The organism is Saccharopolyspora sp. NPDC003752 (genome assembly GCF_053605825.1).
The window spans coordinates 1-16,092 of sequence record NZ_JBSGJZ010000004.1; the positions used below are offsets into that span (position 1 = coordinate 1).

The 16,092-nt window shown below is 71.5% G+C and carries 10 protein-coding genes; 5 read left to right on the plus strand and 5 right to left on the minus strand.

Going from position 1 to position 16,092, the window contains the following annotated elements:
- Nucleotides 1-198: 198 nt before the first annotated feature.
- Both ACWEV3_RS07000 and ACWEV3_RS07005 read right to left on the minus strand, forming a co-directional pair.
- On the minus strand, nt 199-1,551 hold the full coding sequence (locus tag ACWEV3_RS07000) for an MFS transporter (RefSeq protein WP_452612984.1): 1,353 nt from the start codon (nt 1,549-1,551) through the stop codon (nt 199-201).
- A 130-nt stretch (nt 1,552-1,681) separates the two neighbouring features.
- Nucleotides 1,682-2,332 (minus strand): TetR/AcrR family transcriptional regulator, encoded by a 651-nt coding sequence (locus ACWEV3_RS07005; RefSeq protein WP_452612985.1) that lies wholly within the window; start codon nt 2,330-2,332, stop codon nt 1,682-1,684.
- A gap of 112 nt (nt 2,333-2,444) precedes the next feature.
- On the opposite strand from ACWEV3_RS07005, the gene ACWEV3_RS07010 reads away from it, so the two are divergent.
- Nucleotides 2,445-3,323, plus strand: coding sequence for a shikimate dehydrogenase (locus ACWEV3_RS07010; protein WP_452612986.1), 879 nt, complete (start codon nt 2,445-2,447; stop codon nt 3,321-3,323).
- Nucleotides 3,310-5,130, plus strand: a complete 1,821-nt coding sequence (locus ACWEV3_RS07015) for a bifunctional sugar phosphate isomerase/epimerase/4-hydroxyphenylpyruvate dioxygenase family protein (protein WP_452612987.1) — start codon at nt 3,310-3,312, stop codon at nt 5,128-5,130. Before ACWEV3_RS07010 ends, ACWEV3_RS07015 begins: the two co-directional genes overlap by 14 nt.
- A 38-nt stretch (nt 5,131-5,168) precedes the next feature.
- On the opposite strand, the gene lanL is transcribed toward ACWEV3_RS07015, so the two are convergent.
- Together lanL and ACWEV3_RS07025 are read right to left on the minus strand one after the other, a co-directional pair.
- On the minus strand, nt 5,169-7,742 hold the full coding sequence (gene lanL, locus ACWEV3_RS07020) for a class IV lanthionine synthetase LanL (protein WP_452612988.1): 2,574 nt from the start codon (nt 7,740-7,742) through the stop codon (nt 5,169-5,171).
- A gap of 354 nt (nt 7,743-8,096) precedes the next feature.
- Nucleotides 8,097-8,267 carry a hypothetical protein gene (locus tag ACWEV3_RS07025; protein WP_165968588.1) on the minus strand — a complete coding sequence of 57 codons (171 nt, stop codon included), beginning with the start codon at nt 8,265-8,267 and terminating at the stop codon, nt 8,097-8,099.
- Nucleotides 8,268-8,564: 297 nt separating this feature from the next.
- Between ACWEV3_RS07025 and ACWEV3_RS07030 the strand changes: the two genes are divergently transcribed.
- From ACWEV3_RS07030 to lysX, 3 genes are all read left to right on the plus strand, one after another.
- A complete protein-coding gene (locus tag ACWEV3_RS07030) occupies nt 8,565-10,457 on the plus strand; it encodes an ABC transporter ATP-binding protein (protein WP_452612989.1) in 1,893 nt (630 codons plus the stop codon).
- A gap of 57 nt (nt 10,458-10,514) precedes the next feature.
- Nucleotides 10,515-11,369: a MauE/DoxX family redox-associated membrane protein gene (locus ACWEV3_RS07035; RefSeq protein ID WP_452612990.1), complete on the plus strand. Its 855-nt coding sequence runs from the start codon at nt 10,515-10,517 to the stop codon at nt 11,367-11,369.
- A gap of 234 nt (nt 11,370-11,603) precedes the next feature.
- Complete coding sequence (lysX, locus tag ACWEV3_RS07040) at nt 11,604-14,858, plus strand: bifunctional lysylphosphatidylglycerol synthetase/lysine--tRNA ligase LysX (RefSeq protein ID WP_452613204.1); 3,255 nt, start codon at nt 11,604-11,606, stop codon at nt 14,856-14,858.
- Here lysX and ACWEV3_RS07045 read toward each other — a convergent pair.
- Nucleotides 14,830-15,957 (minus strand): alpha/beta hydrolase, encoded by a 1,128-nt coding sequence (locus ACWEV3_RS07045; RefSeq protein ID WP_452612991.1) that lies wholly within the window; start codon nt 15,955-15,957, stop codon nt 14,830-14,832. The two genes, lysX and ACWEV3_RS07045, sit on opposite strands and share 29 nt — an antisense overlap.
- Between the last annotated feature and the right edge of the window lie 135 nt (nt 15,958-16,092).

Sequence of the window (16,092 nt, forward strand, 5' to 3'; positions counted from 1 at the left end):
GGATGTCAAGCCTGAAACCCCGAAGGGGCGGCCGCGAGGCCGGGCTTGACCTCCGACCCGCAGCCCCCACAATCCACCCATCGCGGGGATGGCCCCAAAAGATGCCGAACCTCTAAAAGTCCCAACCCCAACCCCAACCCCAACCCCAAAAGAACAGGCCCCCGGGAACCAACCCGAGAGCCTGCCCATAGCCAAACCTCAAACGGCCGGAGTCCCAGCCCCAACCCCAAAGGAAGACGAACGCCCGGAAGCTAACCCCAGATCCTCGGTGGGAACCCGATAGGTCTCCCGCCCGGTGGCTACGGCAAGGGCGTTCAGCACGCAAAGACCGGCGGTGAACAGCGCCACGTTCACCCACCCGTCCCGGCCGCCGCCGATGGCTTCGGCGATGCTGGGCGCGAACCCGGCCAGGGCGAACCCGATCTGCGTGCCGATCGCCATGCCGGAAAGCCGCACCCGCGCCGGGAACATCTCCCCGTAGAACGCGGGCCAGATCCCGTTGGTGGCGCTGTAGACCACGCCGAACATCAGGATCCCGGTGGTGAAGATCAGCGCGTAGTCGCCGAGCGACAGCGACCACAGGTACGCCGCCATCAGCACGGCGCATCCCAGGGAGCCGCCGATGAACACCGGCTTGCGCCCGATCCGGTCCGCCAGCTTCGCCCACAGCGGGATGGCGAACAGCGCCGCGATGTTGGCCAGCACGCCGACCCACAGGATCGGCGCCTTCGCCAGGCCGACGGTGTTCACCGCGTAGCTGAGCGCGTAGACGGTGAAGATCGTGCTCACCGCGGCGATCATCGAGGCGACCACGACGCGCAGCACGCTGGCCCAGTGGTCGCGGAACAGCGGGACGAGCGGCGTCTTGGCCCGCTTGGTCTCGCCCGCGGCCACTTCGTGTTGGAAGACGGGGGTTTCGTCGAGCTTGCGGCGGATCAGCAGGCCGGCGACGACCACCGCAGCGCTGAGCCAGAACGGCAGTCGCCAGCCCCAGGTCAGCAGGTGATGTTCGGGCAGCGCGGCCACCGGCAGGAAGACCGCGGTCGCGAGGATCTGCCCGGCTTGGGTGCCGCTGAGGGTGAAGCTGGTGTAGTACGCGCGCCGGTCCGGCGGCGCGTGCTCCAGCGTCATCGAGTTCGCGCCCGCCTGTTCGCCGGCCGCCGAGAAGCCCTGCATCAGGCGCAGTGTCACCAGCAGGGCCGGCGCGGCCACACCGATCTGGTGGTACGTCGGCAGGCAGCCGACCAGCACCGTGGACACGCCCATCAGCAGCACCGTGGAGACCAGCACCCGCTTGCGGCCGAAGACGTCGCCGATGTGGCCCAGCACGAAGGCGCCGACCGGCCTGGCGAGGTAGCCGACGCCGAAGGTGGCGAGCGCGAGCAGCGTGCCGGTCGCGGGGGAGGAGGCCGGGAAGAAGATCTTGTTGAAGACCAGCGCGGCCGCGGTGCCGTAGATGAAGAAGTCGTAGTACTCCAGGGCGCTGCCGATCCACGCGGCGACGGCGGCCTTGCGCGGTTTGCCCTGCGTGGCGGTGGAGTGGTCCGTCACTTGTAACTCCAAGGATCCGTGCACCGTTGCTCAGACCGGCGACTTATGAACCATCTAGTTAGTCCCAAAGGGTGAGGTGTGGCGCATCACCTGTCAAGGGTGCGTTCCGAGTGGGTGTCCGCGCTGGAGATCAGCGCGCGGTGAGGTAGTCGAGCACCAGGTCGCCGAGCATCGTGCGGTAGTGGTCGCGGCGGGCCGGGTCGAGCATGTCGCGCTTGAAGATCGCCTGGAACGTGTAGCGGTTCGCGGTGCGGAAGACGCAGAACGAGCTGATCACCATGTGCACGTCGAGGGCGTCGGCGTCCGCGCGGAACTGCCCGGCCGTCTGGCCGCGCTCCAGGATGCGGCCCAGCACGTCCACCGCCGGGGTGGCCAGGCCGGGCAGCAGCTCGGACTTGGCCAGGTGCTCGGCGCGGTGGATGTTCTCGATGCTGACCAGGCGGAGGAAGTCCGGGTGCGACTCGTGGTGGTCGAAGGTCAGCTCGGCGAGCCGCCGGATCGCCTCGACCGGGTCCAGGTCGTCGACGTCGACCTCGCGCTCGATGCCGCGGATCACGGAGTACGCGTTCTCCAGCGCGGCGAGGTAGAGCTGCTCCTTGCCGCCGAAGTAGTAGTAGATCATCCGCTTGGTGGTGCTGGTGCGGGCGGCGATCTCGTCCACGCGGGCGCCGGCGTAGCCCTTGTCGGCGAATTCCGCGGTGGCCACCTCGAGGATCTCCGCGCGCGTCCGCTCGGCATCGCGGTGCCGGATCTCCCTGGTGTCGGACGTCGGTGTTGCCACGGCGCTCCCTCGCGGTTTGGGCTGGACGCCCACTGTAGTGCAGCGGCCCTTCCCGGATCGGGCCTTCCGGCCTACTATTAACTAGCTGGTTCGTTAATTAGGAGGAGCTCAGGTGCGCAACCAGGACGGCTACCTCGTCGGGCTCATCGGATCGGGCATCGGCCCGTCGCTGAGCCCGCCGCTGCACGAGCGCGAGGCCGAGGAGCTCGGGCTCCGCTACCTCTACCGCCGGTGGGACCTGGACGTGCTGGGCAAGCCGGTGGCGGCGATCGGGGAGCTGGTGGCGGCCGCCCGCACCGCCGGCTACGACGGCCTCAACATCACGCACCCGGGCAAGCAGGCGGTGATCGAGCACCTCGACGAGCTCTCGCCGGACGCCGTAGAGCTGGGCGCCGTCAACACGGTCGTCTTCACCGGCGGTCGCGCGATCGGCCACAACACCGACTGGTCCGGCTTCGCCCGCAGCTTCAGCCGGGGCTTGCCGGACGCCCCGGTGGAGCGCGTCGCGCTCCTCGGCGCCGGCGGCGCCGGCGCCGCAGTGGCGCACGCGATGCTGACCTTGGGCGCCGGGGTGCTCCGCGCGCTCGACGTCGACCCGCGGCGCAGCGAGTCGCTGGCCGAGTCGCTGCGTGCGCGCTTCGGCGCGGACCGCGCGGAAGCCGCCCCGCTGGAGTCCGCCGCCGAGGCGCTGGCCTGGGCGGACGGCTTCGTGCACGCCACGCCGACCGGGATGGCCGCGCACCCCGGCCTGCCGGTGCCCGCCGAGCTGCTGCGCCCCGGGCTGTGGGTGGCCGACGTCGTCTACCGGCCGCTGGAGACCGAACTCGTGCTCGCCGCGCGGGCGAACGGCTGCCGGGTCCTCGACGGCGGGGGCATGGCCGTGTTCCAGGCCGCCGACTCGTTCCGCCTGTTCACCGGCGTCGAGCCGGATGCCGCGCGGATGCTCCGCCACTTCGCCGAACTCGCCGGAGGTGTGCATGTCCACCGCTGATGCCCGCAGGGTGATCGCCACCGTCTGCCTGTCCGGCACACTGGAGGACAAGCTGATCGCCGCCGCGGCGGCCGGGTTCGACGGCGTCGAGATCTTCGAGAACGACCTGATCGCCTCCGCCGCCTCGCCCGCCGAGATCCGGCGGCGCTGCGCCGACCTCGGGCTGACCATCGATCTCTACCAGCCGTTCCGGGATTTCGAGGCGGTCCCGCCGGACGTGCTGCGGGCCAACCTGCGGCGTGCCGAGCGCAAGTTCGACGTGATGGAGCAGCTCGGCGCCGACCTGGTGCTGGTGTGCTCGACGGTCTCGCCGGACGCGGTCGACGACGACGAGCTGGCTGCCGAACAACTGCGCCTGCTCGCCGAACGCGCCGCCGCGCGGGGCATGCGCGTCGCCTACGAGGCGTTGGCGTGGGGCCGGTTCGTCAACACCTACGACCACTCCTGGCGGATCGTGCGCCGCGCCGACCACCCGGCGCTCGGGTTGTGCCTGGACAGCTTCCACGTGCTGTCGCGGGGCAGCGATCCGGCGCTGATCCGCACCATCCCCGGCGAGAAGCTGTTCTTCCTGCAACTGGCCGACGCGCCGCGGCTGGACATGGATGTGCTGCAGTGGAGCCGGCACCACCGGCTGTTCCCGGGGCAGGGTTCGTTCGACCTGCCGACCTTCGTCGGCAACGTGCTGTCCACCGGTTACGCGGGGCCGCTGTCGCTGGAGGTGTTCAACGACGTCTTCCGGCAGGCCGACCCGGGACCGGCGGCGGTGGACGCGATGCGGTCGCTGCGGCTGCTGGAGGAGCAGCTCGGGATGCCGGTCGCCGCGCCGGCACCGGAGCTCGGCGGCTGCGCCTTCGCGGAACTCGCCGTCGACGAGATCGCCTCGGCGCGGCTCGCCGACGCGCTCACGTCGCTCGGCTTCTCGCTCACCGGGAAGCACCGCAGCAAGCCGGTGCAGCTGTGGGAGCAGGGCGGCGCCCGGGTGCTGCTGAACGCTTCGTCGTCCACATCGGACTCGGCGGCGATCGGTGCACTGGCGGTGGAAAGCGCGGATCCCGGCCGGTCCGCGGAGCGGGCGGACGCGATGGGGGCGCCGATCCTGCCGCGGTCCCGAGGCCCGGAGGAAGCCAACTTGGCGTCGGTGGCGGCGCCGGACGGCACTGAGGTGTTCTTCTGCGACACCGAGAGCTGGCTGTCGGACTTCCCCGGCACGGAGGCCGCGGCGGAGCGGGGGCTGGGCATCACCGGCATCGACCACGTCGCGCTGACCCAGCCGTTCGACCACTTCGACGAGGCGACGCTGTTCTACCGCTCGGTCCTCGGGCTGGAGCCGGAGCCGGTCGTGGAGTACGCGGCGCCGTTCGGGATGGTGCGCAGCCGGGCTGTGCTCGACCCGTCCGGCACGGTGCGAATCGCGTTGAACGGCACCCTGGTGCGCCGCGGGGAGTGGGCGCCGGCGGTCCGGGACCCGCAGCACATCGCCTTCACCTGCGAAGACGTGCTGGCAGCGGCGCGCACCCTGCGCGAGCGGGGAGCACCGGTGCTGCGGATGCCGGACAACTACTACGACGACCTCGACGCGCGCCTGGAGCTGGACCCGTGCCTGCTGGCCGAGCTGCGGGCGAACTCGGTGCTCTACGACCGGGACGAGCACGGTGAGTACCTGCACCTGTTCACGGAACTGTTCGGCTCGCGGATCTTCTTCGAGCTCGTCCAGCGGATCGGAGGCTACGCCGGATACGGCGTGGCGAACGCGCCGGTCCGGATGGCCGCGCACCGCAGGCAGCGCATGGCCGCGATCGACGGCTGACACCGGCAGGGCCGACCAGCGGTAGCGCCGGGGCCCGGTCACATCGGTGGGGTCCAGGTCGTGGTCCACAGGCGGGCGCCTTCGCGGTGGTGCAGGCGGCGCAGGAACGACAGGACTCCCGACGTGCCGGTCGACCACGGGGCGCTGGCCGCCTCCAGGGAGTTGTCCGGGAAGTCGGGCTTGGTGAAGTCACCGCCGCTGCGGGCCAGCATGTGCACCGCGATTTCTCTTGCTCCCAACCAGAATTCATCGTCCTCGGTGGCGATCGCCAGGTCGATCAGCGCCTCGCCGATCCCGGCCAGGCCGCAGCACTGCGACACCACCCACGCTTGCGGCGCCAGGCCGAGGCAGGCTCGGGCGCCGTCCTTCGCCAGCGCCCAGTACCGGTCGTCGTCCCAGTGCTGCGCCGCCGACACGAGCGCCGAGACGACGCCCGACATGCCCTGGCACCACGACGCAGCCATCGGCCGCGCCGGCGGGCGTCGCAGGACCTCGATCAGCCCCGTCACCTCGTCCGCGAGCGAGGAGAACCGCCGCGCCGCCTCTGCTTCCGCCTCCGGGTGGCCGGTGTGCTGGTGGTAGGCGAGGAGGAACTGCGCGATTCCCGCACTGCCGTGGGCGAATCCGGCTTCCAGCGCGACACCGGTGTCCGCCGCGGCCGGGACCGCGTCCTCTGTGGCGCGCGTCTCGCCGCTGAGCAGCCGCCGCGCGCATTCGTCAACTTGTGCGAGATGTCCGGCGTCCGGTTCCAGGGCGTGCAGGACCAGGTGGCCCGCGCCGATCCCGGCGACGCCGTGGATGTAGTCGCCGCGCTCGTCGGCGGCGAGTTCGATCGGTTTGGACACCGGCAGGTCCGGTGCCGCCCGGCGGGCGGTCGAGAGGAAGATCTCCGTTCCCGTGCGGCCGAAGTACATCGCGGCCGGCAGCTTCGCCGGTGGCGTCGCGGCGATCGTCCAGCGTGCCAGCTCCAGCCCGGCGGCCACACCACGCGGGTGGTGCAGCAGCTCCAGGCCGAGGCCTGCGGATCCGCTGTAGACGTTCGTCTTCGGCGGCTCCGAGCGGCCGACGTCGGTCGGCGACGCCGCCATCCGCTCCGCCGCGCCGATGCACTCCTGGATCGTGTGCTCCAGCACCGATTCGAGCAGGTCCGCGGTGAGTTCCGGCGCCACGGGGCGGGAGCCGCGCCGGGTGCGGCGACCGGCGCGGAGGTCGGCGAAGGCCGCCGTGCGCTCGGCCGGATCGAGGCTGATCAGCCCGGGCAGCAGGGCGCGCACCCCGGTCGCGTTCGGGTACAGGCGTTCCAGGCACAGCAGCGAGCGTTCGAGGTTCCGGGCCGGGTCCTGGTCGACGCCGATCGGGTTGATGCCGGTGGCGGCGAAGAACAGGGTGGCGCCCAGGGAGAAGTAGTCGTCCGCCGGTTCCGCCTGCCGGTCGGTGTGCTGGTCCGGCACGCTGTAGCCGCGGGTCCAGCCGTGCAGCTGGAAACCGTCGTAGTAGCTGTTGCCGAAGTCGATGAGCGTGCAGCGGCCGTCGTCGTCGAGCACCACGTTCTTCGGCGACAGGTCCCGGATCACCACGCCCCGCTCGTGCACGGCGGCGAGGATCTCGGCCAGCCGCGCGGCGAGCCCGCCCAGGTCGCGGTCCGCGCTGGTGGCGTCGTCGAAGAACCGGGTCCGCTCGCCGACGTACCGGTTCAGGTCGAGGGTGCCGGCGTCGGTGATGACCAGGTACTCGTCCTCGCCGTGCCGGAAGTGGTCGAGCAGCCCGGGCACGCCGTCCACCCCGTCCAGGGCCTGCAGGATGCGCCGCTCGTTGCGCAGCTGCATGCGCAGGTCGATGCCGTTGATGTTCTCCCCGACGTAGGCGCGGGCCTCCTTGACCACCACCGCGCGGCCGTCGGGATCCACGGCGCGGTAGACGTTTCCGCGCGGTCCGCGCAGGACTCCCGAGGTGAGCCGGTACCGCCCGCCGAGCACGCTGGGCCGCGCGGTCGTCGGCTGCGCGGCCGGTTCCGGCTCGGGGTCCGGTTCCGGGCGGAACGGGTCGCTCGCCCACGGCGGGCAGGTGAACTCGGCGCCCGCGGCGCCCGGCTCCACCTCGCCGTCCGGGCCGATCACCACGAGTTCGAAGTCGCCGTTCTCGTCGACGCGGTACTGCGGCCGGAACGGCGCGAAGCGGTAGTACACCGGCGCGTCCGGCCGGATGCGCCGGTCGCTGGTGATCCGCGGGCCGGTCATCCCGGCGAGCGTTTCGGCCAGCAGGTTTCCCAGCCGCACCACGGTGTCCTGCGGCGGGTAGACGGTCATCGCCTTGCCGACCGTCGCCGGGTCGGCGTCGCCGGAGTTGAGCTCGTGCAGCACCCGTCGGGAGCGCGCGACCTTGAAGTCGCAGTCCCAGGCCAGCAGCAGCGGCAGCGCGCGGTCGAGCGTCTCGGCGAGCGTGCCCGGGCGCGCGGAGATGTGCAGCTTCCAGCCCTGGTCCGGCACCGCGATACCGGGTTTCCGCACGCTCACCCAGGTTTCGTCGACGGCCACCTCCCGGCCGTCGCGCTCCGCCGCCTCCGCCAGCCGATCCCGCACGGTGGTGTCCGAATCGGTCGCCGTCGTCTCCATGCTGTGCCGCTCCCTGGTCGAATCCGATTTGCGCGGCGGCGGGAGGACCCGGAGGTCCTCCCGCCGCCTGGTCACCGAGGCTCAGACGAGTGTCTGACAGCAGGGCCATAAGGTGCACACCGTGCGCTTGCAGGTGTCCGCGCATCCCTGTGCGCCGTGCAGAACCTTCATGTCGCCTTCGAAGGCGACCGAGATTCCCTCGATTTCGATGATTCCGGCATCCCGGGGTTCCAGTCCGAGTACGGGCATCTGCCTGACTCCTTTCGCGGCTGTCGGATTTCGGCGATTCGCCGAATTACCGTTTTTCCCGCAGTTGGCGGGAAACCGCCCCCCGGAATTGCTCTCCGGTAGTCGTCAGATGATCGACGGACAGCAGGGGAAGCTGCTGCACACGGTGCGCTTGCAGGTGTTCACGCACGCCTGCGCTCCGTGCAGGACCTCCTTGAGGTCGATCTCGAAGTCCACCGAAATGTCTTCGATTTCAACGGTTCCCGCGTCGCGGGGCTCCAGCAGCAAGGTGGACATGTTCGCTCCTAACTCGTCCGCCGATCTGGCGGGACGTTCTGAGGATTCCCGGTGCGACGGTGGATTGTCGTTGCACGCCAACGGGTTCGCTTCAGGCATGGATGAAAGGTCGAGATCCGCCGGTGCTGACGCCCGCGGCGCAATCCCCAGAATTGTTGGCACAGGACACTTCGCATACCTAGGGCCAAACGGGGTAACAACGACGAGATTGCGGATCGGTGTCCGCTCGTCTAACTTCTCGAACGTGATGGGGCGAAGTCGTTGTGCGGCACGCTGTTCGAGCGTCGGCCGGCGCCGATGAAGTGGTGGCGGCGGGAAACACCCGAACCGGTTGATCTCGTCGCGCCGTACTGGCAGGCGCACGATTCGGAGATGCTGTCCGCCGGGCTGGGCGCGATCGCGCGGCGGTTGCCCGGCTTGGTGGGCAATGCGGTCGCGGTCGCCTGGCGGGCCAGCCGGCTCGACACGGCGGCGACGCTCGGGCTGAACGTGCTCGCCGGGTTCTTCACGGCGTTCGGCCTGCTGGCCACCAACGACGTGCTGGAGTCGTTGTTCGCCGCGGGCCCGACCGCGCAGCGGGTCACCGCGGCGATCCCGGCGCTGCTGCTGGTGGCCGGGGCCGCCGGGCTGCGCGCCGGGCTGATGGCCGTGGCGAGCTGGGCGCAGGAGCGGTTGAAACCGCAGGTCGAGCGGCTGGCCGAGACGCGGCTGTTCCGGCTGACCACGCGGGTGGAGCTGACCGCGTTCGACGACGAGGAGTTCCACAACTCCATGCAGCGGGCGCGGGACAACGGCGTGCCCGACTCGGCGACGGTCGTGGAGATGACGGTCAACGTCCTCACCGGCGCGATCGGCGTGCTCTCGGGCGCGATCACGCTCGGCCTCCTGCACCCCGCGCTGATGCCGCTGCTGCTGGTCACGGCGGTGCCCGACGGGTGGGCGGCGCTGCGTTCGGCGCGGATGCGCTACGCCGCGTTCCGCCGGATCTCCACCGCGCGGCGGCGCAAGTTCATGCTCTCCGACCTGATGGCCGAGCGGCCGCCCGCGGCCGAGGTGCGGGCCTTCACGCTGCGCCGCTTCCTGCTCGCCGAGTACGACCGGATCGCCGACTACGAGCAGCGGATCGAGCTCGACGTCGCCTGGCAGCGGGCCACCACCAGGGTGTCCGGCGACCTGATGGGCGGCATCGCCCTCGGCGCGGTGTACGCGGTGCTGGGTGCGATGCTCGCGTTCGGACTCATCCCGCTGGCGGTGGTCGGCACCGCGGTGCTGGCGATCCGGGCCAGCCAGTCGTCGCTGACGAGCCTGGTGCAGTCGGTGAACAAGCTCTACGAGGCCGGGCTCTACTTCGGCGACTACCTGGAGTTCTGCGAGCTGGCGGAGCGGCGGGTGCCGCCGGAGCGCACCTCGGCGGAACCGGGCGAATTCCGGCGCATAGCGGCGGATTCCGTGCATTTCGGGTACCCGGGCGCGGATTCGCCCGCGCTGTCCGGGGTGAGCGTCGCGGTCGAGCGCGGCGAGGTCGTCGCGCTGGTGGGGGAGAACGGTTCCGGCAAGACCACGCTGGCCAAGCTGCTGGCCGGACTGTACACACCGGACTCCGGCGCGATCCGCTGGAACGATGCGGACATCACCGGGATCGCAGGCGATGTGCTGCGGGAGCGGATCTCGGTCATCGCGCAGGACCACACCCGTTGGCCGCTGACCGCCGAGCAGAACATCGTGATGGGCCGGGAACGCGACGGCGAGAAGCTGGCCGAGGCCGCCCGCGCCGCCGGGGCGGACGAGGTCGTCGCCCGGCTCGCCGACGGCTACGACACGCTGCTGGACCGCCGGTTCCACGGCGGGCACGACCTCTCCGGCGGGCAGTGGCAGCGGATCGCGATCGCCCGCGCCTTCTACCGCGACGCGGACCTGATGATCTTCGACGAGCCGACCTCGGCGCTGGACCCGCGCGCCGAGCACGCGCTGTTCGAACGCATCCGCCAGCACGCCGAGGGCCGCACGGTCGTGCTGATCTCGCACCGGCTCTCCAGCGTGCGCTACGCGGACCGGATCTACGTGCTGGACCGGGGGGAGGTCGTCGAGCAGGGCACGCACCCGGAGCTGATGTCGGTGAACGGCCGTTACGCGCAGCTCTACGAACTCCAAGCCGCCGCCTACCGCGCGGAACAACCCAGCTCGGCGTGAGGCAGGCTCGTTTCGTGTGGCGGCCCCCTTGCCGCTTCGAGGAAAAGAGGTGGCTGGATGCACTGGTTCGGGTCGGCGGCGCTCGCGGTGTGCGGCGTGCTGGCGTTCGCCGCGATCAGCAAGTTGCGCAGCGTCGGCGGGTTCGCCCGGTCCATCGCCGGGTACCGGATCTTCCCGGACCGGCTGGCCCCGGCGCTGGCGCCCGTCGTGATCGCGGCCGAGCTGCTGAGCGCGGTTCTGCTGGTCATCCCGCCGCTGCGGGTGTGGGGCGCGGTGCTGGCCGCCGGGCTGTTCGCGGCTTTCCTGATCGGCATGATCAGCGTGCTGCGGCGCGGGATGCGGGTGGACTGCGGCTGCTTCCAGGCGGCGGAAGCGATCGGCGCGGGCTCGGTCACCCGGACCGCGCTGCTGTTCGTGCTCGCCGTGCTCGCCTGCCTCGCGGGTGACGCCCCGGTCGGGCCGGCGCACGTGCTGGTGGGTGCGGTACTGGTGGCCGCGGTGTTCGGGTTGTCCGGACTGCTGAAGGCCCCGCCGCACGGTCCGGCGCGGGGTGCCGTGCTGGAGATCGGCGCCGACGTCGCCGCGTTCGCCGATGGCGGCGACCGCGTCCTCTTCGCCTACATCTCCCCGCTCTGCGGGCATTGCCGGCTGATGCTGCCGGAGTTCGGCGCCGCGGCGCGGAAGTTGCCCGTGGTGCTGCTGAGCAACGGTGCGCCGGACGAGGTCCGTGACTACCTGGACCGGCAGGACGTCTCGCTGCCGCTGGTGACCGGGCCGGACGTGTTCGACGCCAACAACGTTCCGGGCCCGCCGTACGCCGTCGTCACCACCGGATCGGGCGTGGTGCTCTCGCAGGGCGGCGCGAACCGGCCGGAGCAGCTGGCGAGCCTGCTCGCCGAAGCCGGGAATTGACCGGCGGATCCGAATCGGCCGTTTGGTCCTCTGTGGGCGGACATCGCCGAAATGGGTAGCAAGATCACCGAAATTCCCCCGACGTGCGGTCGGGGCGGCGGCGCGCGGTGCCCCGCCGGTCGTAGATTGGGTGTCGGCGAGCGGCCCCCGACGGGCCGCGATGCCGATCCACGGCCGGGGAGGAACACGGTGGTCCAGCAGGAGGAGACCGCGCAGCGCCGGTGGCGCAGCAAGATGCCGAGTATCACCGCCGGCGCGGTGCTCGTGGTGGCGGTGCTGTGCGTGAGCTCGGCGGTCGGGCTGGCGCTTTTCGGGAACGTGCAACCGGTGCGCAGGTTCGTCGACAACGTGCTGTTCCCGGCGCCGCCGAACATCGCGTACGGAGCGTTCCTGGCGGTGCTTGCGGCCGCGCTGAAGCGCCGCAAGCGGCTCGCGCTGTGGATCCTGATCGGCATCCTGGTCATGCAGGTGATCGGCGACATCGTGGTGCTCGTGGTGCTGGGCGACCACATCGAGGCGCTGTGGATGGACGAGCTGGGCGCCCGCTACCACGTGCCGATCGACCACGTGTGGATCTTCAGCACCAACATCGCCGTCTCGGCGCTGGCGTTCGTGCCGCTGTGGCTGTCGCGCGGCGAGTTCTACGGCCGCGCCAAACGCGGCAGCGGCTACCAGGCGGCGCTGGTGTTCGTGCTGCTCATCGCCGCGTTCGTGGGCCTCGGATACGTCCTGGTGTCGCTGTTCCCGGGTTCGCTGCGGGGCGCGCAGGCGCGGCTGACGTGGACCGTCGAGCGGGTGCTGGGCGGCGCGATCGACTTCGACGTCACCGGCTTCGGGCACGCGCCCGGCTGGGTCAACTTCGTCCTCGGCCTCTTCGGCACGGCAGCCCTGTTCACCGCGCTGTTCCTGCTGCTGCGCGCGCAGCGGCTGGCCGCCGCCCTGCGCCCCGAGGAGGAGCGGCAGGTCCGGCAGCTGCTCGCCGAGCACGGCGAACGCGATTCGCTGGGCTACTTCGCCACCCGCAGGGACAAGGCGGTGCTGTTCTCAGACAGCGGCAAGGCCGCGGTCACCTACCGGGTCGTCGCGGGGGTCTGCCTGGCCAGCGGCGACCCGCTGGGCGACGCGGAGGCCTGGCGGCCGGCGATCGAGAAGTGGCTGGCGATGTGCCGGGAGTACACCTGGACGCCGGCGGTGATGGGCGTCAGCGAACCCGGCGCCACGGCGTACGCCCGCGCCGGGATGAAGGTGCTGCAGCTCGGCGACGAGGCGGTGGTGCACGTCGCGGAGTTCGGGCTGGACGGCCGGGACATGCGCCCGGTGCGGCAGGCGGTGAGCCGGGTCCAGCGGGCCGGGCACACCGCGCGCATCCGGCGGCACCGGGAGGTGCCCGCGGCGGAGATGACCGAGATCGCGCGGCTGGCCGAGGCCTGGCGCGACACCGAGAGCGAACGCGGCTTCTCGATGGCGCTGGGGCGGGTCGGCGACCCGCAGGACGGCGACTGCGTGCTGGTCGAGGCGGTGAGCGACCGCGGCGAACCCGTGGCGCTGCTGTCGCTGGTGCCGTGGGGCCGCAACGGGCTGTCGCTGGACCTCATGCGCCGCGACCGCGACGCGGACAACGGCGTCGTCGAGTTCATGGTCAGCTCGCTGGCGCAGGCCGCGCCGCGGCTCGGGGTCGAGCGGATCTCGCTGAACTTCGCGATGTTCCGCGCCGCGTTCGAGGAGGGCGCGCGCATCGGGGCCGGGCCGGTGCTGCGGGCCTGGCGGGGCCTGCTGCTGTTCTTCTCCCGGTGGTGGCAGCTGGAGTCGCTGTACCGGTCGAACGTCAAGTACCGGCCGCACTGGTTCCCGCGCTACGTGGCGTTCGCCGAACGGCGCGATCTGGCGCGGGTCGGCATCGCCTCGGCGATCGCGGAAGGCTTCCTGCCCGCGCCGCGACGGAGGTCCACATCGGACGATCTGGTGGAAGTTCCGGTGCTGCAAGCGGAAAGCGAAGAGCCGCAGCGCATCGGATCGCAACAGCAGCAGGTGCGGCGGGGCAAGCTGGACGCGCTGCGCGCCGCCGGCATCGAGCCGTATCCGGTGGCGGTGCCGCGCACCGAGCGCTGCCGGGCCGTCGCCACCCGCCACCGGGACCTCCTGCCGGACGCCAGGACCGGCGAGCAGGTCTCGGTGGCCGGGCGGGTGGTGCTGCTGCGCGACCACGGCGGCGTGTGCTTCGCGACGCTGCGGGACTTCTCCGGCGACCTGCAGGTCATGCTCACCACCAAGGACTCCGGGGCCGAGCTGCAGGAGGCGTGGCGGCAGCAGGTGGACATCGGCGACCAGGTGTCGGTGACCGGCGAGGTGGTCGCGTCGCGGCGCGGCGAGGTGTCGGTGCTGGCGGCCGACTGGCGGCTGGCGGCGAAGTGCCTGCACCCGCTGCCGGACAAGCACCGCGGCCTGGTCGACCCCGAGGCCCGGGTCCGGCAGCGCCACGTGGACCTGATCATGCGACCGGGCGCCCGCGACGCCCTGCGCGCCCGTGGCGCCGCGGTGCACGCGCTGCGGGAAACGCTGGTGCGATCGGATTTCCTCGAAGTCGAGACCCCGATGCTGCAGCCGGTGCACGGCGGCGCCAACGCGCGGCCGTTCACCACCCACAGCAACGCCTACGACATGCGCCTGTACCTGCGGATCGCGCCCGAGCTGTACCTGAAGCGGCTGTGCGTGGGCGGCGTGGAGCGGCTGTTCGAGATCGGCCGCAACTTCCGCAATGAAGGCGTGTCGCACAAGCACAACCCCGAGTTCACGATGCTGGAGGCGTACCAGGCCTTCGGCGACTACACGACGATGCGCGAGCTGTGCCGCGACCTGGTGCTCGCCGCCGCCACCGCCGCGCGCGGGGCGCCCACGGCGATCGGCCCGGACGGCGAGTTCGGCCTCGACGGCGACTGGCCGGTCGTGCCGGTCAACGACGCGGTCTCGGCGGCGCTCGGCGAGGAGATCACCGCCGACACCGGGCTGCCGCGCCTGCAGGAGCTCTGCGATGCGGCGTCGGTGCCGTACGAGGCGCACTGGGAGCGCGGCGCGGTGCTGCTGGAGATGTACGAGCGGCTGGTGGAGTCGCGCACCGCCGAACCCACCTTCTACACCGACTTCCCGGCCGACGTGTCGCCGCTGACCCGGCCGCACCGGGACGATCCGCGGCTGGCGGAGCGCTGGGACCTGGTCGCGTTCGGCACCGAACTCGGCACCGGCTACTCCGAGCTGGTCGACCCGATCGAGCAGCGCCGCCGGCTCACCGAGCAGTCGCTGCACGCCGCGGGCGGCGACCCGGAGGCGATGGAACTGGACGAGGACTTCCTCGCGGCGCTTGAGTACGCGATGCCGCCCACCGGTGGCCTGGGGCTGGGCGTGGACCGGCTGATCATGCTGCTCACCGGCGGCTCGATCCGGGAAACCCTGGCCTTCCCGCTGGTCAGGACGGACTTCGCGGGCCGGCGGTGAAGTTCTCGGCGGCGAAGGCCAGCAGGTACGGCAGGCCGATGCGGGCCGTGCGCCAGGTGTGCCATTCGCCCGGTTCGGCGCGCACCGCGACCGTCGCGCCGCGCGCGGCGAGCTGCTCGCCGAGCCGGTTGGCGAGGTCGACATCGGAGTGCGCGACGACGCCGGCGTGCAGCATCACCGCGAGCGGCTGCGTCACCTGCAGCGTCGGCAGGTAGTCGCGCGGCGTGTTCGCCCGCAGCAGGTCGGGATGGCCGTCGAGCAGCGTCGTGCCGGGATCGTCGTAGGGTTCGCTCGCGAGGACCACCGAGTAGGTGTTCTGGTTGCGCAGCCCCAGGTTCAGCGCGCAGAACGCGCCGCCGCTCATGCCGCCGATCGCCCGGTCACCCCGGTCGGGCAGGGTGCGGAACCGGGCATCGATCTCCCGCGGCACGGTCGTCGTGAGGTAGGACTCCAGCTGCGGGCCGCCCGGCACGTTCAGGCATTCCCAGTCGGTGCCGGTGCCCGCGGTGGCGTCCACCGCCACGACGATCATCGGCCGCGCGGCGTGCGCGTCCGCCAGCGCCTGCAGGGTCTGCACCGCGCCACCCGGGCCGAGCCAGTCGTCCGGGCCGCCGCTGGGATAGCCGTGGACCAGGTACACCGCCGGATACCGCTCGCCGGAGTGCGCCGGATCGTCGTAGCCCGGCGGGAGCAGCACCCTGGTCCTGCCGGTCGGCACGCCGAGCCCGGGATCGGGCAGCGAGACGTCGGCGATCCGCACGCCGCCCGGCACCGGGTCCGGCTCCGCCGGCGCGGCCGGTTCGGCGTCGCCGTTGCCGCCGCTGGCGAGCATCAGCAACCGCCCGAAGTCGTCGAACGACCGCACGTAGCCGACGTAGCTGTTGACGCCCGCCGCGCACGTCAGCACCGCGAGCAGAACCGGGACGATCAGGGCGATCCGGCGCATTCTCCGCCGCTTGACGACCACGATCGCGCCGACGGTCAGCAGCGCGAGCGCCGCCACCAGCACCACGGATTCCAGCGGGCTGCGCCCGCCCGCCTGTTCGGTGACCGAAGCGGGCAGCTGCGGTCCCGGGCCTATGCCACTCGTCAATGCCACTCGCACGAGTTCGATTATTGCCCACCGGGCGAAATCGCAGTGCTGATCGGTGTTTTCGGCACTATGGTCCGGTTTTTGCGTTTCGTGCCGGGAAAACCCCGGTACGCTGACGAACGTCCACTTCGGTCGGTGTCG